Source organism: Lichenifustis flavocetrariae, assembly GCF_026130545.1.
Taxonomy (GTDB): Bacteria; Pseudomonadota; Alphaproteobacteria; order Rhizobiales; family Beijerinckiaceae; genus Lichenihabitans; species Lichenihabitans flavocetrariae.
Genome location: NZ_JAMOIM010000050.1, coordinates 1 through 20,696 on the forward strand (window position 1 = coordinate 1; position 20,696 = coordinate 20,696).

Genomic DNA, 20,696 nt, shown 5'->3' on the forward strand with positions numbered 1-20,696 from the left:
TTCTTACAACTGGCGTCTATTCGACTCATGCTGCGAAAGCTCTGCCAGAAAAAGATATGACTTCGGACAGACTCTTACAGGGCCAGGGTCAGCTCCCGATGCTCATCGGCCGCGTGCCACCCGGAGGTAAGCCGAACGACCTGCGGACCATGTTCAGGAACGCGCCATAGGGCCGGCCGAGCGCCAACATCATCAAGGTGGCCCCGATGACGCCCATCAGCAGCCCTCGGCCCGAGGCACCGCTGATGGCGATGATCGCGGCATATATGGGGACCTGGAAGCTCACCAAGGCGGTGCTGTCCCAGAGCAACCGGGATATCAAACCGGTCACCGCGCGCTTCATGAGCCAGTCGCGCCAGATCCCGTAGGGGCGCCCTACAGGCACCATGAGGACCGCCCCAAGGGTTCGAGCGTGAAACACCTGCTCCCAGTCCATGCCGGCGATGAAATGCTCGTTGATGATCCCTGTCGTCGTGAAGAACAGGATCAGTGCCGTCGTGTCCGCGATGAAAGCGCGACGCGTAGTTATGCCGGAGGGTCTGGGCATGTGGGGAGCCTCAGGGAAGGCGTCAGTCGGCCGAGAGGGCCATCACAAGCGAGCCGTGACGCGCGATCCATCAGCCCCTTCGCTTCGACCCGGCGGCTGTGGACCAAGCGTCCGGTAGACGGTAGGCCGCGATATCGAGAAAAGCTCGGCGAGGTCGCTTATCGAATAGTCTCCGGTCCGATGCATCCGGCCAAGCTCCGCCTGCTGCCGGTCCGACAACTTGGGATTCTTCCCCCTGAGCTTCCCTTTGGCGCGAGCCACCGCCATGCCCCCGCGGGTGCGCATGCGGATCAGGTCGGCCTCGAACTCGGCAAAGGTGGCCAGGATATTGAAGAACAGTTTCCCCAGGGGATCGGCGGGATCATGGACGCTGGCTCCGAGTTGGAGCCGCACGCCGCGTGCGGCGAGGTCATCGCCGATGGCGCGGGCGTCGGGGACGGACAGGGCGAGCCTGTCCAGCTTGGGCACGACCAGCGTGTCGCCGCCGCGCACGGCCGCAAGTGCTTGGTCCAGGCCGGGTCGCTTTCGGTCCGTGCCGGTAAAACCGTGGTCAGTGTAGATCCGGTCGGGCGCCACCCCGAGCTTGACCAGGGCCTCCCGATGGGCCGCGAGGTCCTGCTTGTCGGTCGAGCAGCGGGCGTAGCCGATGAGAGTCGAATTCATCGGCAGATTGTAACGTATAAGGTCTCTTCACCGCGAAACTTATCGTACCAGTCTTGTGAGACGCGGCTCGTCGAGGGCCGGCAGTGCCTGATTGGCCTCACCGCCGACCGCCCGCTGAACGATCCCCTTTCGGACACGTACTCCGCGATGTGCTGCTCGGATCCTCATCGGTGGCCGAACCGCTCACGGTAGGCCTCCGGGCCGACCCCGAGACTCCGCAGAAAGGCTCGACGCATTGTTTCCTCGGCGCCGAAGCCGCAGCGGCGCGCCGTTCCGGACACAGTCGCGCCATCTTCCAAACGATGGCGTGCCGCTTCGACTCGCAACAGTTCCACGGCGCGAGCCGGCGTCCTGCCCGTGACCTGGCGGTAGTGACGGGAAAAGCTCCTCGCGCTAATGCAGGCCTGCTCGGCCAATCCGGTGATCGACAGGTCGCCCTGCAAGTTCTCCAGGATCCAGGCATGAAGGCGGTCAAACCGGCCATCGCCGTCCTGAAGGCTCAGGGCCTTGCTGAATTGAGCCTGGCCGCCCGGCCGCTTCAGGAACATGACAAGTTGGCGGGCCACGGCGAGGGCCGCCTTCCGGTCGATGTCGGCCTCCACCATCGCGAGGGCGAGATCGATGCCGGCCGTGATGCCCGCCGAGGTCCAGGTCGTGCCGTCCCGGATGAAGATGGGATCGGCTTCGAGCCGCACCTGCGGGAAGCGCGCCGCGAACTCTGCGTAGCGCTGCCAGTGCGTGACGGCGCGCTTCCCATCAAGGAGCCCGGCCGAGGCCAGCAGGAAGGCGCCGCTGCAAACCGAGGCGGTGCGGTCCGCCTGGGCGGAGCGCATCCGCACCCACTCGACGAGCGAAGGCCTCTCGCAAGCGGCATTCACGCCGCGACCTCCCGACACGATCAGCGTATCGATGGGATCGTCCTCCCGAGGCAACGTCCCCGTCCGGAGCGCGAAGCCCGATGTGGTGGGCGGGTCCGCCTCGGCGGCGACGAGGGCCAGGGCGTAGGGCGGTTCCCCTGCCGGCGCGAGGTCGTTCGCCGTGGCGAAGACCTGCAACGGACCAGTCACGTCGAGGAGCTGCGCGCCGGGAAAGGTCAGGATCTCGATCCGGTGGGGTCGTTTTGGCATGATTCGAGGGATGATTGGCAAAACGGCATGACGTTGCCAGGCTAGGCTCCTCGGCGTCAACATGGAGCGATGCCCGTGCCCCTCAGTTTCGGCCTTTTGGTTTTCCCGGACGTACAGCAGTTGGACCTCACGGCGCCTTATGAGATCTTCGCCTCGGCCGAGCACGCGACGGTGCATCTCCTATGGAAGGACCTGGAACCCGTACGGTCGTCGACCGGTCTCTGGCTTCGGCCGAGCACCACTTTCGCCGATTGCCCACCGCTCGACGTCCTCTGCGTCCCGGGCGGCAGTGGCGTCAATGCCCTCATGCAGGATGAGGAGGTCCTCGACTTCGTCCGCCACTCTGCCGCAGCGGTGCGATACCTCACGTCGGTCTGCACCGGCTCGCTGGTGCTGGGCGCCGCAGGGCTGCTGAAGGGGCGACGGGCCACCACGCATTGGAACGCCCACGACTTCCTGGAGCGCTTCGGAGCGCTCCCCACACAGGGTCGCGTCGTGCGGGACGGCAACCTGATCACGGCCGGTGGCGTGACCTCCGGCATCGACTTTGGCCTCACGGTCCTGGCGGAATTGTGCGGGACCGAGGAGGCGCAAAGCGTGCAACTCGGGCTCGAATACGCGCCGGAACCGCCCTTCGAGGCCGGCACACCGGATTCAGCGCCGGCCCACGTCCTCGAATTCACGCGTCGGCGGCTAGCCGCCTCGCGACGCCAACGCGAACAGCTTCTCACGAGTCGAGGGATCTGATCACGGCCGAAGGACACCGACGCCCTGCGCATCAACTTCGGAGTCCGACATGCTGTCGATGGGCTGTGGCCGTGGGCCATGCGCATTGAGTGTCCCGGGCGGCATGGGGAAGGCTTGGGGAGCGAGGCCATTCGGCTGGCGCTCGCCTACGCATTCGCCGGTGGCCTTCAACGCGTGTCCCTTCCGGTTCTCTCGTCAAACGGGCGCGCTATCTGATGTTACCGCCGTTGCGGGTTCATCGAGGATGGGCGTGAGCGCGAGTCTGCCTGTGTCGCAGGACGGAGGGAAGACGGTCTCTGGCGTCTTGTTGGCCAGCCAATGTTCGAGAGTCGCAGCATCATGGCCGTGATCGGCTTGGCAGAGATCCAGAATGGAGCGGCGGAGCACGGCCCACGCGGCCTCGGCGTCGTCCGATCGCGCTTGCCGGACGTGTACCCGCCTTCTCGAATCGACGATGCCGCCCTTGGGAAAGGATGTCATGCCATCCTTTCGGTCTGCTGGCGCTGCATGATCTCGCGGTAGTCTGTCCAATCTGTTAGGTTCAAGACGCCATGTCTCGCCGAGCCTCGGCGGGCTGGATTGTCGGTTCGTCATTCAAGGGGAGGATTGTGCATCGTGCAACGACGCCCTGATCACAAGGGGCCACGCGCGACACTCCGCAGTCCGACCTCGACGCGCTACCCGCCATCGGGCCAGTCGATTCGTGTTGGAGCACATGGTCGATCCGGTGGCGGCTCTGATCGCGCTGCGCTAAGTCTTGAAGCCGGGCACGCGGTGGCGGTGATCGAGGGGGACCACGGCACGGCCTGCTTCCACCCTGACAATGCCGATGCCCGTGCCGCAATCGCGTGCCAAGTCGCCTTGCAGCGCAGGGCCGGCGGGGACGCCTTGGTCGGACGGCGGCTCTACCCGTTGCTCAGCGAGGCGGGGTTCGAAGCCGTCCGCGTGGCGCCCATACCCGTCTACGTGGACGCGAGTCGGCTCGCCCTGGTCGAGGGGTTCATCCGACGCACCTTCACGGCCATGGTGGACGGTGTCGAGGGGTGGGCCATCGCGGCCGGCCTCGCCGAACCTGCTCGCTTCGCAGCCGGGGTCGCCGCCCTGCATCGGACGGCGGAGCCGGACGGCACATTTTGCTGCACGTTCTTCAAGGCCAGTGCCTCCACGCCGTTTCCTGAAAATGCGAGTGACTGGCCTGAACGCCGTCGTCACGCGGGCCGCTTCGCCCGACCGGGTCAGCCGATCACTGTCCTCTCTCCCGACTGGCTCTGAAGCCGCTTGCGGCCACCGCCCCTTTCGCGCGAACTTGCCGCTTCCATGCTCCTCGTTCTTCCTCCCGCCCCGGAACTCGCCGCCCTGGTCCAGGCCTACTGGTTCGTCGAGGATCGGCCTGGAGCCTACGAGGGGCTGCCGATCCGCACGAGCCCGATCCCCTTTGCGGTGCTTTCCGTCAACATGGGAAGGCCGAACGCGTCGGAGGACGGCTCCCTCATTCCCCGCGTTTCCCTGCTCGGCCTCCAATCGCGGCATCGGACGTGGCGCTCCTGGAGCGACACGTACTTCGTGATGGCCATGCTGACCGTTCCGGGGATCGTCAGGCTTTTCGGGAACACCGGGCTTGATGCCGCCGAGGCATTGCTCGAACTCGGCGCCGTCACGGGCGACGCCCTCGCCACATCGCTGGCCTCGGACATCGATGCGGCCTCGGCCCCGCAGGCTATCGCGACGCGGTTGGACCGTTGGCTGACGGCACGGCTGTCGTGCACGGCAGCGGTGCCGGAAAGCCGGCGCATCGTAGCCGCGCACGACGTCCTGCGTCGGGGCGGGTCGGTGCAGGCGGCGGCCGAAGTGGCATGCACGGACAGGCGTCAGCTTCACCGATGGTTTCGGCGTCATCTGGGCATGGGACCGAAGGACCTCGCCGATCTCGAACGGCTGCATGCCAGCTTGCGCAGCGTCCAGGCCGGCCGTGGCGATCCCGTGGCCGGCTTCAGCGACCAAGCCCATCAAATCCGGAGTTGGCGTCGTCGCCTCGGCGTGACGCCAGGAGCTTACCGGAGCACGCCGGGCGATCGACTGACCGGCTCACTCGCTTCGAGCGGCGAGACGGTCGGGCTCGCCTTCTACCTATGAAAGGCCTGTCCCATTCGTTCAAGACGGCCGCGACGCCGTCTTCCATGATCAGGGTCTGACCCAACACCGGAGACGAGGGATGTCGGAGGATACCGATCAGGCGCTGCACGCGCAGGATGTCGATTACACGGACGGGGAGACGACCTTTCAAGGCTACTTGGCCGTCTTGCGAACGGTCGCGGAGCCACGCCCCTGCGTGGTCCTCAGCCATGACTGGAGCGGGTTGAACAACCCCACGAAGTGCTTGGCCGAACGCTACGCCCGTCTGGGCTATGCCTGCTTCGCCGTCGACGTCTACGGCAAGGGCGTGCGTGGCGACTCGCTCGGCGACAATTCTCGCCTGATGAGCCCGCTGATGGGGGATCGTGCTCTCCTGCGTCGGCGCCTGCTGGCCGGGTTCACGGCGGCAATCCGGCTTCCGGGCATCGACACGACGCGCACGGCCGCCGTCGGCTATTGCTTCGGTGGCCTATGCGCCCTGGACCTGGCTCGGGCTGGACCGCCGGACCTCAAGGCCGTCGTCAGCTTCCACGGTGGATTGGGCGCGCCGGGGCTGGGGGAACAGGGCCCCATCGAGCCGAGCATACTCCTCTTGCACGGGTGGGAGGATCCGGTCGTCCCGGTTGCGGATGTCCTCGATTTCGCCAAGGAGATGACGGCAGCTAAGGCGGACTGGCAACTCCACGCTTATGGTCACGCCCGACACGCCTTTACCTTCGAAGAAGCGAAATTCCCCGAGCGCGGAGTCGTCTATGACCGCAAGGCCGACGAACGCTCCTGGGCGGCGATGCGCCGACACCTCGCCGCCGCTTTCGGCGAAGACCGAGCGGAGCCGTGAATCGCAGCCCGATAGCGGCAGCCCTGACCTTGGCGCGTCTGTTTCGAGGTCCGGTGCTAAACCACTTTGAGCCGGCCGACCGATGCATCATGGGCGGCTGCTCTCGAACGATAGCGGACTCTCGTCTCGCCACAATGGCGCACTATGCCCTCCATGGTAAATTCGCTTCGGGTCATCGTGGAAAAGGGAGCGTCTTGCATGAAGTGCCTACGCATCTACGCCACTTCAGATGGCGAGTCGCATTTTGACGAAGTCGAGCTGCCGACGACCAAGAGGTCGGTGCAACCCGATGCCGTGCCGTTCGATGTTACAGCCGGCTATCCTGCATCTCTCGTTCGCATAACCCACATCCCAGCGGGCATGCGCGAAGTTGCTTGGCATACCGTCCCAGAGCCAAACCTCAGCGTCAGGCTGGATGGTTCGGTTGAGTACGAGACGAGTGATGGAGAGGTGCGCCGAAGTAAGGCAGGTAGCTTCGTATTGGTGGAGGACACGCACGGCAAGGGCCATCTGTCACGCCATTCGCCGGAAGCGCAAACCGTCATCTGGGTCTCACTACCGAACGGCCTCGATTTGCCGCCCGCATAGTCTGGGCGCACGATACCGGCGCCGTTTGCCGGCACTCGCATCCAACCCGGGCCTACGGCCGGTAAGGGTCCGTTCCATGACGACGGTGCGTTCCTCGCCATGGTAGTTGTCGTGCACGGGGTCTCCTCACGCCGCCTCGTCCGCCGGCTTCGTGGACACGATGTCGGCGATGGCCTGGAACTGCTCCAGGAAATCGGGGTAACGCGAGGCGAGGAAGCGTGCCACACGAGCATTTCCGACGAGCTTGGCCAGGTAGCCCTTGAAGACGGTGAGGTGAAGGTTGTCTCGGCTGTAGGTCTCCTCGGCCGAGCCGATGGATTCCTGGAGGGTAGCCAGCTCGCGCTCCATCCTTGCCAACAGCGTGGCGGACACGCCCTTCGGCTTGGCCTTGACGCCGTCGACGAGTTGGGCCTGCGAGGAGCCGGCCAGGATCGCGGAGGCATAGGCGACCGTATAGTTGTTGCCGCCGACGAAGAGGTCGGCGGCCTCCATCTGCCTGATCGGCTTCATCTTGCGCAGGACGTCGAACACGGCCATGGGGCAGTGCTTGTCGGCGAGTTGGGCCACGACTTCCTGACAGATCCCGTCGAGCATCTTCACCCGGCGCTGCACGCTCTTGACGTCCAGGGACATTGCCGTCGCGATCTTCCCCTCCGGTACGCCGCGCTCGATGGCACGGACGATCATGGCGCGCTCCTGGATGGAGGACAGCCGGTTCACGGCGCGGTTGTAGGTGAAGGCCTCGTCGTCCGTGGACACCAGGCACTCGACCTGGGTCTCGCCCATCTCCTTCAGCACCTCCACCCGGATGCGGCCGTCGAGAAGCAGGTAGCGCCCGGGGGCGGCGTCGGTCCTGGCGACGACGGGTGGCTCGACCAAGCCTATCTCCCGGATCGACTGGGAAATCTGGCGGTACTTGTGGCTCGCCTTGACGGTCGGGCGCAGCGCCCTGACCGGCATCATGGCGGATATGGGGACGAGCGCCATCTCCGGCTCGAACGCGAGGGAGAAGACGGGCTCCGGTGCTTTGCTCATCGCGCCCTCCCGTTGATGCGCTTGTCCAGGTCGGCAGGCATCGTGTCAAGGTTCTCGGCGCGGAGCAGCGTGACGAAATGGTCGTCGGTCCGCAGCCGGCGCATGGCCTCCTCGACAAACAACAGGCGTGACGCCGTGAACTCCGCCTTCTTCACGAACATCCGGCGCCGCTCCGCCTCGCGCTGGTACATTCGCATCAGGGCGTCGGTCGACGACGGCCGGCGCCGACCGTCCTTGCGCCCGAACTGGTTCCGGTCCGCTTCTCGCCCCCGGCGTTGCCGAGCGTCGAGGAGGCGACGGGCTTTCGCCAGTTTCCCGCCCGACAGCTTGCCCTCAGCATAGGCCTGGGCCAGCAGCGTCTGCACGCCCGCCTCGTCGGCCCGTGCGATGTCGACCGCCACGCTCAGCGGAAGCATCCCCGATTCCACGGCCCCGAGAAGCCGCTCCTCACCGCGATCGATCAGGCCGCCGATCATGTTCACCCATTCGGGCGTGCAACCGATCTTTCCCGCGATCTGCCGGTCGTCGTAGCCGCGCCTGCGAAGCGCGCCGACGTCGTGCAGCAGGTCGGCGGGCCGGTGCTGCCGCCGGGCGCAGTTCTCGACCAAACTCATGACGAGGCAATCCTGCTCGCTCGCCTCGATGACGATGGCCGGGACTTCCGTCTGCCCGAGTTCGAGGCAGGCCTTGAGGCGTCCCTCCCCGCAGACGACGCCGTAGCTCTCCCTACCGTCCTCGGAAGGAAGACGGGTCACGGTAATGGGCCGCTTGAGGCCCACCTTGCCGATGTTGTCGACGATGTCACGGAATCGGCGCTTGTCCCGGGCGCGGGAATTGAGGACCGTCAGGCGGTGCACCGGGATCATGACGACGCGCCTGGAAACGTGTTGGCTCATGCGACCTCCGAAAAGGTGGACCGCGCGGCGAGGGCGAAGAACGCGTCGAGCGAGTCGAACCGGTAGCCGTCGAGCGACATCCCGTTGTGTTCGGCCAGGCGGAGGCGCGGCTCCGCCATGTCGATGCGGGGGAGGAGGTAGTAATCCAGAGGAGTGCGGTTCTCGGCATCCATGCGCACGGCGACGGTGACGTCCGGTGCGAGTCCCGCGTCGAGCCGGATCTGCCATCGTGCGGCACCCGCCTGGGTCTGGCGGTGTCGCGCGATGACGAGCGACGCGGTGAATTCGTCGTTGACGGTGATGAGGTCCGTGGCGGGATCCCGGCCTATCATGCCGCCGGCCAATCGCAGGCCGTAAAGGATGGCCTCGACCACCTCCGGGTGGAGAGCGCGGAGCCGCCCGTTGATTTCCAGGTAGCGGTAGTCGCGGTCCGGCGTATAGCCGACCAATTGGTAGGCCCGCAAAAGCGAGCCGAACCGGGATCGGTAGACGCTGCTCGACGGCATGTCTTCACGCTCGTCGATGACGAGGCTGGACAGCGCGCCGGTCGCCTTCAGCAAATCCGAAAGCAGGGCAATGAGTTCGTCGTTGCCGAAGCGCCTACTGCGGTCCTCGACGATGGCCCGCGCGCGTTCGAAGAGCGTGTGGTCCACCACGGCGGGGAACGCGCCCTTGGCCACGACCCAAAGGGTAGGCGCGTTGACCACCCGCTTGCGCTTCAGCTTGTTCGAGACTCGGTTGAACACGTTGTCCCCGACGTATTTCGGGTTGGTCAGGACCTGGTGGACCGTGCCACGCGTCCATGGCCGCCCGAGATCGGTCGGCAGGGCGTCCTCGTTGAGCCGGCCCGCGATCTCACGCTCGGTCCTGCCCTCGACGAACAGGCGGTACATGCGCCGGACCGTCTCGACCTCGCCGTCGGGACCGGGCGCCAACACCACCCGGTCGGTCTGGAGGCTTTTGCGCTCGCCCCGCGAAAGCTCCACCTTCACGCTACCCCGCTCGTCGAGCAGGACGCGCCGCAAGCCGTAGCCCGCCATCCCGCCCTGGCGAAATCCCCGCTCGACATGGCGGCACTGGCCCGCGAAGACTTTGACCGACAGCTCGCGGCTCTACTCCCCCGCCATGATGCGCTTGACCGACTTCAGCAGTGTCGAACCGATGCTGCCGTCGTTGGCGAACTGCTCCGCGCAATAATGGACGTCGATGCCGGCGCGGCGGCACTTGTGTTCGTGGTATGCACCCTCGTCGGGGTCCTGGAAGCGTCCCCAGCGACTGATGTCGTAGACCAGAACGGCGTCGAACTCGGCCTGCCCCGACGCGACCACGTCCAGCAGACGCCGCAGGGCATCGCGGCCGTCGAGGGTCAGTCCGCTGCGCCCGGCATCCTCGAACACCTCGACGATTTGGAAGCCGTGACGCTCGGCGTAGCGGCGGACCTCCGCAAGCTGGATTTCGGGCGAGACCTCCTGGTGATCCGCCGACATGCGCACGTATGCGGCGGCGGGGATCGTCTCGTCTTCGGTTCGCGCCTGTTCCCGTGGCCTCCTCACACCGAAAGGCTCCCTGCAACGTCAGCGGGGGTCGACGAATCGCACGCTCCCCAACCGACTTAAGCGTCAGGAGAGCGGAATGACTTTTCGGAATAGGGGCAACGTTTTGCCGCCCGGCACTTTGACTTTTTCGGCCATGGTGTCGTCGGTGCTCAAGGGCGCGCTCAGGAACAGGCCCGCATCGATCAAGATGGTCGCGAGATGGACGGGTGCGGGCGAGCGGACCGTGAAGAACTGGTTTGCCGGCACGTGCAGCCCCAGCGGCGACCACTTCCGCGACATCGTCCGAAATTGCCCCGAGATGTTGCACGCATTCCTACGGGCTGCCGACCGTGCTGATTGCATTGCCATGGCAAGCGTCACGGACGCCCGGCGTTCGCTCCAGGACGCGCTGGCGATCCTGGATCAACTCGATATGGCCAGGGTGGGGCCCCAATCGGGATCGCCCAGGTCGGACGTTTGAAGGCGTCCCTCATGCCGCGCTGACCAAGGTCTTGGAGCCGCCCTGCCAGCAGCGGGGCGTGTCACCGTCGAGGCACGCCCTATGATGTTGGATGAATTCTCATATTTTGTTCAATCGTCTTTGCGGCGGTCGTCCCACACCGACCTGGAGCGCGCCTCAATCTCCGGCTTGCGATCCCACGGTCAGAGGATGAGTATCGAGCCCGTTGAGGTGAAAAAAGGTCCCTGGTGGCTTCACAAGGCCCCGCTGTCTTCTTCGGATTCGACTCGGCCTGGACCGACAATCCGCGCGCGCCTGGCGCCATCTGCTCAATCCGCTATGACGGGCAACCTCGGCGCCTTCATCGAGAACGCACGGAATTACTTCAAGGAGCACCCTCTCGTTCCGATCAAGGAATGGGCGATCCCGGCGAGCGGTGAGGGCGATTCTGGCGGCGAAGCGGCTCCGTAGACGCCTTGCATTCATGGCCACGGCAGGGTTGCTCAGCCTGTCACAGGCGATCCTCGGCGGCGACAAGCAGCCGATCCCGCAACGCATCGATGAAAGCCCGCACCCTCGCAGGCAATTGGGTACGGGTCGGGAAAACGGCCCATATCCCCACCTCCAGCGGCTTGACGTCGGTCAATACGATACGCTTCAACTCCCCGCGCGCGATGTGCTTGTGCACGTCCCAGTAGGTCAGCATGGCGATGCCGACGCCCGCGATGCAGGCCGCCCGCACCGCATCGACGGTGCTGGCCGACAAGGGACCACCGATGCGAACTCGGTGCATTTCCTCGTCGCGCGTGAAGGGCCAGTTGTCCATCGCGTGCAGCTTGATGCACGAATGCCCCGCAAGGTCCGCCGTGGTGGCGGGTTCCCCAAAGCGCCCGACGTAGGCAGGCGATGCGCAGAGGGTGAAGGGATTGTCGGCCACCCTCGTCGCGATCAGGTCCGAAGGCTTCATCACCGCCACGCGAACGGCCACGTCCAGTCCTGCCGTCGCGATGTCGATGACACCGTCGCTCAGGGTCAAGTCGACGCGCAGCGCGGGGTTGTCGGCAATCAACGCGGCCACGACGGGGACGATGACGGAATGGCCGATGACGTTCGGCGCCGTGATCTTCAACACGCCCGAGAGGCCGGAGCCTCCGGACGAGACCGCGTTCAGCGCTGAATCGCGAGCCTCGATGAGGGCGGCCGCATGAGGCAGAAAGGCCTCTCCCTCCGGCGTCAGCGAGAGGGACCGTGTGGTGCGGTGGAACAGGCGCGCGCCCAGCTCGGCTTCCAGGCCCGCCAACCTGCGGCTGACCAACATCGGCGACGTGCCCATCCGACGCGCCGCGGCCGACAGGCTGCCGACTGACGCGATGGCGCGAAACAGGGCCACATCCGCAAGATCCATACTTTAACGCTAAACGATACAGTCCTTATCGTCCATCCCGGCTTCTGTGCCCGGTCCGCAAGGGCTAAATCCAATCCCAGCAAGCGGACATCCTGTCCTAATTAGAGGAAGGCGTCCGATGGAAAGCTTCCGGAGATCTGGACGATGGACACCGACACCAGCGCGCTTTTCGCGCCGACCGTTATAAACGGCCACACCGTGAAGAACCGCCTTTCCGTCGCGCCGATGACCCGTATCACCGCCACGGAGGACGGTCGGGCAACCGAGACGATGACCCGCTACTACGAGCGCTTCGCGCGGGGCGGCTTCGGGACGGTCATCACCGAAGGCATCTACACCGACCAGGCGTTCTCGCAGGGCTACGTCCATCAGCCCGGCTTGACAGACGAGGCGCAGGCCAATGCCTGGAAGCCGGTCGTCCGCGCCATCAAGGCGCACGGCGCGCTCGCGATCGCCCAGTTGATGCACGCCGGCGCGCTCAGCCAGGGCAATCGCTTTCGCGGGACCACGGTTGGGCCGTCCCCGGTCCAGCCGAAGGGCGAACAGATGGCGTTCTACCACGGCAAGGACCGCTACGTTCTGCCCGCCGAAATAACGGAGGCGCAGATCGCCGATGCCATCGACGGCTTCGCCGCGTCGGCGGGGCGCGCGATCGAAGTCGCCGGGTTCGACGCCGTCGAAATCCACGGGGCCAACGGGTATCTCCTCGACCAATTCCTGACCGACTACGCCAACGCGAGGGCGGATCGATGGGGCGGCGCCACCGGGAACCGCGTGCGCTTGATCCTCGAAACCTTCAAGGCGGTGCGCGCCAGGGTCGGCGTCAAGGTGCCGGTGGGCGTCCGCATCTCCCAGGGGAAGGTGAACGACCACGATCACAAATGGGCCGATGCGGAGCGCGACGCGGAGATCATCTTCGGCAGCCTCGCGGAGGCCGGTGCTGACTTCATCCACGTGACCGAACATGAGGCTTGGAAGCCCGCCTTCCCCGAGGGCGGCCCCTCCTTGATGCGCCTCGCCAAGCGCTACGCGCCCAAGGCAACTATCCTCGCCAACGGCGGCCTGCACGACGTCGAGCGGGCGGTGGCCGCGCTGGACGACGGCGCCGACATCGTCACCATCGGACGCGGTGCGCTGGCGAATCCCGACTTGCCTCGGCGCTTGTCCGAGCGAGGCGTCCTCAAGGATTTCGACCCATCGATCCTGGGCCCCTTCGCCAACATCAAGGACTCCGAGCTGGCGATGTAACGGCGCCTCGACCGCTGCGGCCCGCAGATGCGGACCGCGGTCGGATACCGATTGAAGGATCATCCAGACGTCGTGCGCTCTGGATTCGAAACCGCCGCAGATCTGCGGCGCCGACCACACTCGCTGAGTGTCCAAGAGAGGGAAAGTCAGATGGTCAAGTTCGCTTTGCTCGTTGAGTTGAAGGCCAAACCAGGAAAGGAGGCGGAAGTCGAGGCATTCCTGGAAAAGGAAGCCACCCTGGTAAGAGGAGAACCTGGTACGCGCTCGTGGCACGCGGCGAAGATCGAAGGTGAGCCGGGCCTGTATAGGGTCTTCGACACCTTCGACGATGAAGTTGCCCGCGAAGCTCATTTGAACGGCGAGGCCGGACAGGAGCTGGTTGAAAAGGCGGACGAGTTGTTTGCCGTGGCCTCCAAGGTCCATCGCCTTCAGATCGTCGCCCAGAAGTAGGGCCTTACCGGCAGCCCTTTCTCCAACCCGCTGATGATCTTGGGCGGCTTGGCTCGATGCACACGCCTGCCGCCCATCTCCTGGCGCCACGCTTCTCGGAAGGGATCACAATGGACATCGAGACACCCAAAGCTACGATCGTGCTCGTGCACGGTGCCGTCGAGGACTCGTCGCTCTGGACCCATGGGGTCATCCAGCGGCTCCAGCGCGACGGATACCCGGTCAAGGTCTTCTCCAATCCCTTGCGGGGCCTGGCCGTCGACGCGGCCTACCTGCGGAGCCTGCTGGACACGATCGAGGGGTTCGTGATCCTCGTTTCCCATGCCTATGGCGGGGCCGTGATCACCCAGGCTGGGGACGACCCCAAGGTCAAGGGCCTCGTCTACGCGGGCTCACCCATGCCCGGGGTCGGGGAATCCACGAACGATTGCCTCGAACGCTTCCCCGGCGGGGACTTCGCCTCGTCCGTCGACCTGATGCCATATACCTTGCCAGACGGAACCAGCGGCACGAACGTCCTCGTCAAGGCCGACAGGTACGCCTACCTCCTCGCCGCCGACGTGCCTGCGGACAAGCTCGCCCTCATGATCGCCACCCAGCGCCCCATCGCCCTGCAAGCCCTCAACGACAAGCTGACGACGGCTGCATGGACGAGCAAGCCGAGCTGGCAAATCAGGCCCCTATTGGATCCCGTCATCCCCGTGGAAGAATTCAAGTTCGAAGCCGAACGTGCCCACTCCACGGTCATCGAGCTGACCTCCTCTCACGCCATCCCCGTCTCCTTCCCGGACGTCGTGGTCGACGTGATCGAGAAGGCGGCCCGTGCGGTCGCGTGATAGCGGTGGTGGCCGGTGTGCGCAGCGGCCGTCGAGTTTCGGATCGGTCCGGTGTGACCCTGCCGTCGAACTGACCTTTCGGGCTCGATCGGGATTACGGCGCGGCATGGAAGAAAAGGAACAGGCATGAAAACCACCCTTGAGCTTCACGGCGCGCAGACCGGCAATTGCTTCAGGGCCGCGATCGCGCTTGAGGAAGCAGGTCTGTCCTACACGCCCAGGATCGTGGACCTCTCCATCGGTGAGCATCTGCGCGGCGAACATCTCGCATTGAACCCAGCGGGAAAGGTTCCCGTTCTCGTCGAGAAGGAAGAAGGCCGGGAGCCCTTCATCCTCACCCAATCGAACGCGATCATCCTGCATGCCGCCGCGAAGACACCTGTTCGATTGCTGCCTGGGAACGAGCGCGACCGGGCTACCGCCATAGAGCGGTTCTTCTTCTTCGTGACCGACGTGATAGCCGTCAGCCATGCCGCATTCTCCCTTCGCGCTTCAAGTGCCCAGGAGGGGCAGAAGATCCTGGCGGACCGAGCGCTCGCGACCCTTGAGACGGCGGAAAGGTACGTCGCCCAGGCCGAATTCATGGCCGGCGAGACGTTCAGCGCGGCCGACATCGCTGCCTATACCATCACACGATCGATGAAATCGGATCTGCCCTGGTCGAAGCTGCCCAACCTGCTGGCATGGTTCGATCGCATCGAGGGTCGCCCCGCCGTCAAGCGCGGGCTTGAAGCGTTCGATCGGGTGCCAGCGCGGATTGATCCTGGCAAGGACAAGCGGGAGGAGAAAGCGCGCTAAGGAATCGAGCATTCGGCTCGGGTGCGCGCCGAAGCTGACGGAGAATAAAGGGGCGAGTCCTGGAGCGTCGCGAGCGGGCCGTCGGTCACGGGATACCGCCCGCGCCCCTTCGGTGTGCCATTCCACGGTCGGTGACGGGCATGAGGCGAAGCTTGCACGTTCGGTCAACGAGGACGAAACAGCAACCGACGCTCGATAGTCGTCAAAGTGACGACCCACGCGACGATCTTGTTGGCTCGGCCGTGGGAACGAGGCCATCGCGAGGCGGTTGGTCTCCTGACACGTACTGGAGACGGCATGAAGAAAAGCTTGGTCATGGTGGTCGAGGACGAACCGGTGATCCGCATGATTGCGGTCGAGATGCTGGAGGACGCCGGATGGTCGGTGGTGGAGTTCGCCACCGCCGACGACGCCATCGCCTTTTGCCGCCGCCCCGAGAACGATTTCGCCGCCGTCATCACCGACATCAACATGCCCGGCGACATGGATGGCCTGGACCTGGCATCCCTCGTCGTTTCCTCCCGTCCGGACGCATTCGTGGTGGTGACGTCGGGGCGCTACCAGGAACGGCCAGCCGACTTGGCGGAACGCGTGCGATTCCTTCCGAAACCCTGGAAAGCCGGAGATCTGCTCGCCGCCGTCACGGGCGTGAGCGGTCCCGGATCGCGTTGAGCCGACGCCCCGTGGCGGGTCTCCCTCGGGCGAAAATCTCGCACAAGTACGGGTTTCCCCCTCGTTTCCGTCGTGAGTATCTGCTGACATCGCGCATCCGCGCGTTGAAGCATCCGAGGAGCCGAGCGTCGGCCGCGAGAGACGATCATGGATGACAACGGCCGTCTGCTGCGATGGGCACCTTGGCTGACGGTTGCCGTCCTGTTGGCGTCGTCGGCCCTCGCGGTGTGGGCCTACCTGCGGGACCATGGCCATCAGCAGGCCATCGAGCACGATCGTTCGCTCATCGTCACCACCGAACGCCTCCTCTCCGCCCTGAAGGACGTCGAGACAAGCGAACGGGGCTTCATAATCACCGGCCGCGACGGTTACCTCGGGCCGTACGTCTCGGGTTTGGCCGCCGTTCCGCCGGACGAGGCGAGGGCCACGGCCCTGATTGGTCCTGAAGCCGACACGCTTTCCCGATTGGTCGCCGATCGTCTGAAGGAGGCCGCGGAGGGGATCGCAACCTACCGTCAGGAAGGCGCGGCCGCCGGGGCTGCCAGGATCGACTCGGGGCGCGGCAAGGACCTCATGGATCAGGCCCGCACTGAGGTCGCCCGACTCCAACGCGACGCGGACGAACGCATCGCCGCCACCGCCGTCGAGCAACGTCGCGACGATCTGCTGCGCGCTGGCTCAGTCATCGGCTTCATCGCATCATGCGTCGTGCTCGGGCTTGTGGCGGTCCTGCGCCGGCGCCAGCAGCAGGCCAGCCAGCGCCTGTTCGAGGGCGTGATGGAGAACGCGCCCATGGGCTTGGGAATCCTCGACCCGTCGCTCCGCATTCGGCATGTCAACCAAGCACTCTCCAAGATGAGCGAGCGAGCGCTCAGCGCGGTGCCGGGCATGAGCATCTGGGATGTCATTCCCGAGATGCGGGATACGTTGGAAGCCCGCCTTCAACGGGTCTTGCAAGGCGGTCGCGCCGCCAGCGCGGAGGTCGAGGCGGCCAGCAACACGCGGGCGGATCAACTCCGATCCTACCAGGTGAACTTCTACCCACTGCAAGCCCATCGAGGGGCGACGGAGGGCGTCGGCATGGTGATCGCGGACGTCACCGCGCGGAAGCGGGCGGAGCGCGCGACGAGGCAGAGCGAGGAGCGGTTCCGCAGCCTCGTCGAGGCGAACGCCGCGATGATCTGGACAACGGACGCGGAGGGGGCCTTCGTCAAGCCGCAACCGGCTTGGATGCGATTCACGGGGCAGTCCGAGACGGACTCGCTGGGTTGGGGACGGTTCGTTTGCGTCCACCCTGACGATCGCGAGCGCACCGCCGAGGCGTGGCGGATTGGCAAGGCAAAGGGCGAGCCGGTCACGCTGGAGAACCGATTGAGACGCGCGGATGGCGAGTGGCGCCACATGGCGGTCTCCATCGTCCCCGTGCTGGAGGACGATGGCTCGATCCGCGAGTGGGTCGGCTCCCACACCGACATCACGGAACGCAAGGTGGCCGAACTCGCACTCGCGGCGGCGAAGGACGCGGCCGAGGCGGCCAACCGGGCCAAAAGCTCCTTCCTGGCCAACATGAGCCACGAACTGCGAACGCCGCTGTCGGCGGTGATCGGCTACACGGAAATGCTTGAGGACGAGGCGGAGGACATGGGCGAGCAGGCGATGCTCACCGACCTCGGCAAGATCAAGACGAACGCCAAGCACCTGCTCGGCTTGATCAACGACGTTCTCGACCTCAGCAAGGTCGAGGCCGAGAAGATGGACGTCTTCGCCGAGGACATCGAGGTCGCAACCTTCGCCAGGGAAGCGGCCGGCACGGTGGAAGCCCTCGTCCACCGCAAGTCGAACGAGATGGTCCTCGACGTTGCCGACGATATCGGCGCGATGCGCTCGGACGCGGTGAAGCTGCGCCAGTGCCTGTTCAACCTGCTCAGCAACGCGGCCAAGTTCACCGAGAACGGAAAGGTGACGCTCGGCGTCGCAAGGGAGGCGGCTGCGGGTGGCGACTGGATCGTGTTCACGGTGCGGGACACCGGCATCGGCATGACGGCCGAGCAGGTCTCGCGTCTCTTCCAACGGTTCGCCCAGGCCGACGAGACCACCACGCGCAAGTTCGGCGGCACGGGCCTCGGTCTGGCGCTCAGCCGCGCCTTCGCCCGACTGCTGGGCGGCGACGTCACCGTCGAGAGCGCCGAGGGACAGGGGACCTGCTTCTCCCTGCGGGTTCCGGCCGTGCTCCCCGAGCGGAAGTTGGAACCCGACGTCAAGGCGACCCTGGAAGGTCTGCACGGTACGGGGGAACTGGTCCTCGTCATCGACGACGAGGCCTCGCAACGTGACCTGATGACCCGCTTCCTGCAACGCCAGGGCTTCACGGTCCGCACCGCCTCTGAGGGGCGCACCGGGCTTGAACTTGCCAAATCGATGCTTCCGCACATCGTCCTGCTCGACGTGATGATGCCGGGCATGGACGGATGGTCCGTGCTGCGCGCGCTGAAGGCCGATCCGGCAACCTCTGCGATCCCCGTCATCATGGTGAGCTTCGTCGCCGATCCGGGGCTGAGCGTCACGCTCGGCGCCGCGGACGCCGTGCCGAAGCCGGTCGACTGGACCAAGCTGAAGTCCGTCCTGGACCAGTATCGGGAGGCCGGCGGCGACGTGCTCGTGGTGGATGACGACGGCGACGTCCGCCAGCGACTGCGAACGGTTCTGGAGAAGAATGGCTGGACGGTGCAGGAAGCAGGCAACGGCGCCGAAGCGCTGGAAAGGGTCGCCCAAGCTCCGCCCCATCTCATCCTGCTCGACCTGACGATGCCGGTCATGGACGGCTTCGCCTTCCTTCATCGCCTGCGCGAGATACCCGCCCACGCCGACATTCCGGTGATCGTGCTGAGCGCGAGGGACATCTCCGCCGCCGAGCGCGAGCAGCTCGCCGAAGCCGATCAGGTGTTCAAGAAGGGAGAGACGAGCATGCGGGATCTGACCGCCGAAATCCGCAAGCTGGACGGCCGACACACTGATTCCGCCAATGAAACCGCACGAACGGAGGGCGGTCAAAAAATTTCCTGAAGTCCCCTTGAAGTCGCCTTTCCGGCCTCTCAAATCGGCGCGCGTCGGGGTCAGAAAGGCCCGACATCGAGGGCGCCGCTCATGTTGCGACGCTTCGATACCCATGTTGCTCAAAGGGAGAATGTGGCTATGCGAACCTTCGATATCTCGCCCCTGTATCGTTCCACGGTCGGCTTCGACCGCCTCTTCGACCTCCTCGACAACAATGCGGCACGACCGGACTGGCCGCCGTATGACATCGAGAAGAAGACCGAAAACGAGTACCGTATCAGCATGGCGGTCGCGGGCTTCGGCTCGGACGACATCGAGCTGACCCAGCATGGCACCACGCTGACCGTCGTCGGCCGGAAGCAGGCCCAGGAGGACGGGCGGCAGCTCCTCCACCAGGGCATCGCCGGTCGCAACTTCAAGCAGGTCTTCAACCTCGCCGACCACGTGAAGGTCGCTTCGGCGAACCTGGAGAATGGCCTGCTCTCCGTCGACCTAGTCCGCGAGGTGCCCGAACAACTCAAGCCGAGGCGAATCGAGATCGCCTCCGGCGGAACCTCGAACGTGCAGGACATCCGCTCCCGCCAGATCGGGCAGGAGCCCGAGCGCCAGACCAAGGCCGCCTGAAGCGCTTCGACAACCAACACTGTGATCCCTGCCTTCCGGTCCGCACCGGGAGGCCCTGATTGCGGAGAACGGAGATGAAACCCAGCTTCGAGTTCAACGAAAATGTCTGCAAGTCAGTCTCGTCAAAGCAACCGGTCGAAGACGGCCCGGCCCGATCGCAGCCGACCCGAAAAAACGAGCCGCTGTTTCGAGCTGATCAAGACGGCATAAGTTGCTTGTCCCACCCGTCAGAGACGGTTGTCCGGCCGGCGGGCGGTAATCCTCCCATCGGCGGTGATCAAGGCGCTCCCGAGAAGCGCCAGAGGGATGACCGGGCTTTGTTTGAGAGCCCCTTCCCACCGGCGTCGGCTAAGCCGCTCGCTCGGTGGCGGGGAAGGGCGAGCGTTCGGTCCCGAAGGGACGATGACGACGATCCGCCCCCCTGTCCCGTCGCCGGGTTCCGCCCTCCGCCCGGCCCGCTTCCCGCAGCTCAGGCCCTGGTGCCGGCTTTCGCGTGAGCAGCGGATCGTCGCCCCCACCGGGGCCGACGATCCGCTCGGGTCCATAGGAAATCCGACGCAGCCCCATCCCTTCGCCGCGCGGGGCGCGACCTTATGGGACCTAGCCGACATCAAGCGATGGCTAGATGCTCGTTCGATCGCGTTCATGACGCGGTCGGTTGCGCTCTGATGCACCATGTGACCGACCCGGAAACGCGGTCGAACGAGCCGTGGGCAATCTCGTCATGCAGACGCTGCGACTGCTGTTCGATGTAGACGATGCGGTCCTCCCCGCCGGGCGATGATCGCGAGGCCATCGAGGCGTCGAACGCCGAGGCCTTCCTAATCATAAAGGCGCGTTCCGAGATCCACGTCGTGTTCACCGACGTCGGCATGCCAGGCTCGATGGAAGGCCCCAAGCTGGCGGAGGCCTGGAGGGGGCGGTAGCCGCCGATCGAAATCATCGTGGCGTCGGGACATCGGCGCGTGACCGTCTTTGCGTTGCTTCGCGGCAGCGTATTCGTCCCGAAACCTTACCGGGAGGAAGACATCGTGGCCGCG

23 protein-coding genes and 1 pseudogene are annotated in these 20,696 nt (G+C 65.4%); 13 read left to right on the top strand and 11 right to left on the bottom strand.

Annotated features, from left to right (window positions below; translation table 11 throughout):
• Positions 1-88: 88 nt before the first annotated feature.
• The 3 genes from alaE to M8523_RS31530 all read right to left on the bottom strand — a co-directional run bounded on the left by alaE (position 89) and on the right by M8523_RS31530 (position 2,337).
• The gene (gene alaE, locus M8523_RS31520; RefSeq protein ID WP_282588809.1) at positions 89-547 is read right to left on the bottom strand and encodes an L-alanine exporter AlaE; all 459 of its coding nucleotides are present in this window, start codon (positions 545-547) and stop codon (positions 89-91) included.
• Positions 548-589: 42 nt separating this feature from the next.
• Positions 590-1,210 carry a recombinase family protein gene (locus tag M8523_RS31525; RefSeq protein ID WP_282588810.1) on the bottom strand — a complete coding sequence of 207 codons (621 nt, stop codon included), beginning with the start codon at positions 1,208-1,210 and terminating at the stop codon, positions 590-592.
• A gap of 164 nt (positions 1,211-1,374) precedes the next feature.
• Complete coding sequence (locus M8523_RS31530) at positions 1,375-2,337, bottom strand: GlxA family transcriptional regulator (RefSeq protein ID WP_282588811.1); 963 nt, start codon at positions 2,335-2,337, stop codon at positions 1,375-1,377.
• Positions 2,338-2,412: 75 nt separating this feature from the next.
• On the opposite strand from M8523_RS31530, the gene M8523_RS31535 reads away from it, so the two are divergent.
• Positions 2,413-3,084, top strand: coding sequence for a DJ-1/PfpI family protein (locus tag M8523_RS31535; protein ID WP_282588812.1), 672 nt, complete (start codon positions 2,413-2,415; stop codon positions 3,082-3,084).
• Positions 3,085-3,279: 195 nt separating this feature from the next.
• On the opposite strand, the gene M8523_RS31540 is transcribed toward M8523_RS31535, so the two are convergent.
• Entirely contained in the window at positions 3,280-3,564 is a 285-nt protein-coding gene (locus M8523_RS31540) for a hypothetical protein (RefSeq protein ID WP_282588813.1), read from the bottom strand.
• A 300-nt stretch (positions 3,565-3,864) separates the two neighbouring features.
• Between M8523_RS31540 and M8523_RS31545 the strand changes: the two genes are divergently transcribed.
• From M8523_RS31545 to M8523_RS31560, 4 genes are all read left to right on the top strand, one after another.
• Positions 3,865-4,356, top strand: coding sequence for a hypothetical protein (locus tag M8523_RS31545; RefSeq protein WP_282588814.1), 492 nt, complete (start codon positions 3,865-3,867; stop codon positions 4,354-4,356).
• 45 nt (positions 4,357-4,401) lie between these two features.
• Complete coding sequence (locus M8523_RS31550; RefSeq protein ID WP_282588815.1) at positions 4,402-5,217, top strand: AraC family transcriptional regulator; 816 nt, start codon at positions 4,402-4,404, stop codon at positions 5,215-5,217.
• Between the two features lie 79 nt (positions 5,218-5,296).
• Positions 5,297-6,055 carry a dienelactone hydrolase family protein gene (locus tag M8523_RS31555; protein WP_282588816.1) on the top strand — a complete coding sequence of 253 codons (759 nt, stop codon included), beginning with the start codon at positions 5,297-5,299 and terminating at the stop codon, positions 6,053-6,055.
• Between the two features lie 198 nt (positions 6,056-6,253).
• Entirely contained in the window at positions 6,254-6,643 is a 390-nt protein-coding gene (locus M8523_RS31560; protein WP_282588817.1) for a cupin domain-containing protein, read from the top strand.
• A gap of 126 nt (positions 6,644-6,769) precedes the next feature.
• Here the strand turns inward: M8523_RS31560 and M8523_RS31565 are convergent, their stop codons facing one another.
• The 5 genes from M8523_RS31565 to M8523_RS31580 all read right to left on the bottom strand — a co-directional run bounded on the left by M8523_RS31565 (position 6,770) and on the right by M8523_RS31580 (position 10,409).
• Complete coding sequence (locus M8523_RS31565) at positions 6,770-7,678, bottom strand: plasmid partitioning protein RepB C-terminal domain-containing protein (protein WP_282588818.1); 909 nt, start codon at positions 7,676-7,678, stop codon at positions 6,770-6,772.
• Positions 7,675-8,574: a plasmid partitioning protein RepB C-terminal domain-containing protein gene (locus M8523_RS31570; protein ID WP_282588819.1), complete on the bottom strand. Its 900-nt coding sequence runs from the start codon at positions 8,572-8,574 to the stop codon at positions 7,675-7,677. The genes M8523_RS31565 and M8523_RS31570 overlap by 4 nt, the downstream gene beginning before the upstream one ends.
• The gene (locus M8523_RS31575; RefSeq protein ID WP_345894341.1) at positions 8,571-9,614 is read right to left on the bottom strand and encodes a recombinase family protein; all 1,044 of its coding nucleotides are present in this window, start codon (positions 9,612-9,614) and stop codon (positions 8,571-8,573) included. The genes M8523_RS31570 and M8523_RS31575 overlap by 4 nt, the downstream gene beginning before the upstream one ends.
• A 72-nt stretch (positions 9,615-9,686) precedes the next feature.
• Positions 9,687-10,127 carry a recombinase family protein gene (locus M8523_RS36615; protein WP_345894342.1) on the bottom strand — a complete coding sequence of 147 codons (441 nt, stop codon included), beginning with the start codon at positions 10,125-10,127 and terminating at the stop codon, positions 9,687-9,689.
• Between the two features lie 66 nt (positions 10,128-10,193).
• Complete coding sequence (locus M8523_RS31580) at positions 10,194-10,409, bottom strand: hypothetical protein (protein ID WP_282588820.1); 216 nt, start codon at positions 10,407-10,409, stop codon at positions 10,194-10,196.
• Between the two features lie 405 nt (positions 10,410-10,814).
• On the opposite strand from M8523_RS31580, the pseudogene M8523_RS31585 reads away from it, so the two are divergent.
• Positions 10,815-10,934: pseudogene (locus M8523_RS31585) on the top strand (DUF429 domain-containing protein); the annotation flags it as partial.
• Positions 10,935-11,080: 146 nt separating this feature from the next.
• Here the strand turns inward: M8523_RS31585 and M8523_RS31590 are convergent.
• A complete protein-coding gene (locus tag M8523_RS31590) occupies positions 11,081-11,974 on the bottom strand; it encodes a LysR family transcriptional regulator (RefSeq protein WP_282588821.1) in 894 nt (297 codons plus the stop codon).
• 144 nt (positions 11,975-12,118) lie between these two features.
• On the opposite strand from M8523_RS31590, the gene M8523_RS31595 reads away from it, so the two are divergent.
• From M8523_RS31595 to M8523_RS31625, 7 genes are all read left to right on the top strand, one after another.
• Positions 12,119-13,222 carry an NADH:flavin oxidoreductase gene (locus M8523_RS31595; protein ID WP_282588822.1) on the top strand — a complete coding sequence of 368 codons (1,104 nt, stop codon included), beginning with the start codon at positions 12,119-12,121 and terminating at the stop codon, positions 13,220-13,222.
• 150 nt (positions 13,223-13,372) lie between these two features.
• Positions 13,373-13,672, top strand: a complete 300-nt coding sequence (locus M8523_RS31600; RefSeq protein WP_282588823.1) for a putative quinol monooxygenase — start codon at positions 13,373-13,375, stop codon at positions 13,670-13,672.
• A gap of 56 nt (positions 13,673-13,728) precedes the next feature.
• Positions 13,729-14,508, top strand: a complete 780-nt coding sequence (locus M8523_RS31605; RefSeq protein ID WP_282588824.1) for an alpha/beta hydrolase — start codon at positions 13,729-13,731, stop codon at positions 14,506-14,508.
• A gap of 126 nt (positions 14,509-14,634) precedes the next feature.
• Complete coding sequence (locus M8523_RS31610; RefSeq protein WP_282588825.1) at positions 14,635-15,306, top strand: glutathione S-transferase family protein; 672 nt, start codon at positions 14,635-14,637, stop codon at positions 15,304-15,306.
• A 315-nt stretch (positions 15,307-15,621) separates the two neighbouring features.
• Positions 15,622-15,978, top strand: a complete 357-nt coding sequence (locus M8523_RS31615) for a response regulator (RefSeq protein WP_282588826.1) — start codon at positions 15,622-15,624, stop codon at positions 15,976-15,978.
• Between the two features lie 147 nt (positions 15,979-16,125).
• A complete protein-coding gene (locus M8523_RS31620; protein ID WP_282588827.1) occupies positions 16,126-19,041 on the top strand; it encodes a response regulator in 2,916 nt (971 codons plus the stop codon).
• Between the two features lie 129 nt (positions 19,042-19,170).
• Positions 19,171-19,656, top strand: coding sequence for an Hsp20 family protein (locus M8523_RS31625; protein ID WP_282588828.1), 486 nt, complete (start codon positions 19,171-19,173; stop codon positions 19,654-19,656).
• A gap of 643 nt (positions 19,657-20,299) precedes the next feature.
• Here the strand turns inward: M8523_RS31625 and M8523_RS31630 are convergent.
• Positions 20,300-20,599 (bottom strand): hypothetical protein, encoded by a 300-nt coding sequence (locus tag M8523_RS31630; RefSeq protein ID WP_282588829.1) that lies wholly within the window; start codon positions 20,597-20,599, stop codon positions 20,300-20,302.
• Positions 20,600-20,696: the final 97 nt, after the last annotated feature.

Excerpts from the sequence above, each read along its gene's own strand:
- alaE (WP_282588809.1), bottom strand. The coding sequence starts at position 547 with ATGCCCAGACCCTCCGGCATAACTACGCGTCGCGCTTTCATCGCGGAC.
- M8523_RS31525 (WP_282588810.1), bottom strand. The coding sequence starts at position 1,210 with ATGAATTCGACTCTCATCGGCTACGCCCGCTGCTCGACCGACAAGCAG.
- M8523_RS31530 (WP_282588811.1), bottom strand. The coding sequence starts at position 2,337 with ATGCCAAAACGACCCCACCGGATCGAGATCCTGACCTTTCCCGGCGCG.
- M8523_RS31540 (WP_282588813.1), bottom strand. The coding sequence starts at position 3,564 with ATGACATCCTTTCCCAAGGGCGGCATCGTCGATTCGAGAAGGCGGGTA.
- M8523_RS31550 (WP_282588815.1), top strand. The coding sequence starts at position 4,402 with ATGCTCCTCGTTCTTCCTCCCGCCCCGGAACTCGCCGCCCTGGTCCAG.
- M8523_RS31555 (WP_282588816.1), top strand. The coding sequence starts at position 5,297 with ATGTCGGAGGATACCGATCAGGCGCTGCACGCGCAGGATGTCGATTAC.
- M8523_RS31560 (WP_282588817.1), top strand. The coding sequence starts at position 6,254 with ATGAAGTGCCTACGCATCTACGCCACTTCAGATGGCGAGTCGCATTTT.
- M8523_RS31565 (WP_282588818.1), bottom strand. The coding sequence starts at position 7,678 with ATGAGCAAAGCACCGGAGCCCGTCTTCTCCCTCGCGTTCGAGCCGGAG.
- M8523_RS31570 (WP_282588819.1), bottom strand. The coding sequence starts at position 8,574 with ATGAGCCAACACGTTTCCAGGCGCGTCGTCATGATCCCGGTGCACCGC.
- M8523_RS31575 (WP_345894341.1), bottom strand. The coding sequence starts at position 9,614 with ATGGCGGGCTACGGCTTGCGGCGCGTCCTGCTCGACGAGCGGGGTAGC.
- M8523_RS31580 (WP_282588820.1), bottom strand. The coding sequence starts at position 10,409 with ATGTCGCGGAAGTGGTCGCCGCTGGGGCTGCACGTGCCGGCAAACCAG.
- M8523_RS31590 (WP_282588821.1), bottom strand. The coding sequence starts at position 11,974 with ATGGATCTTGCGGATGTGGCCCTGTTTCGCGCCATCGCGTCAGTCGGC.
- M8523_RS31595 (WP_282588822.1), top strand. The coding sequence starts at position 12,119 with ATGGACACCGACACCAGCGCGCTTTTCGCGCCGACCGTTATAAACGGC.
- M8523_RS31600 (WP_282588823.1), top strand. The coding sequence starts at position 13,373 with ATGGTCAAGTTCGCTTTGCTCGTTGAGTTGAAGGCCAAACCAGGAAAG.
- M8523_RS31605 (WP_282588824.1), top strand. The coding sequence starts at position 13,729 with ATGCACACGCCTGCCGCCCATCTCCTGGCGCCACGCTTCTCGGAAGGG.
- M8523_RS31610 (WP_282588825.1), top strand. The coding sequence starts at position 14,635 with ATGAAAACCACCCTTGAGCTTCACGGCGCGCAGACCGGCAATTGCTTC.
- M8523_RS31615 (WP_282588826.1), top strand. The coding sequence starts at position 15,622 with ATGGTGGTCGAGGACGAACCGGTGATCCGCATGATTGCGGTCGAGATG.
- M8523_RS31620 (WP_282588827.1), top strand. The coding sequence starts at position 16,126 with ATGGATGACAACGGCCGTCTGCTGCGATGGGCACCTTGGCTGACGGTT.
- M8523_RS31625 (WP_282588828.1), top strand. The coding sequence starts at position 19,171 with ATGCGAACCTTCGATATCTCGCCCCTGTATCGTTCCACGGTCGGCTTC.
- M8523_RS31630 (WP_282588829.1), bottom strand. The coding sequence starts at position 20,599 with ATGATTTCGATCGGCGGCTACCGCCCCCTCCAGGCCTCCGCCAGCTTG.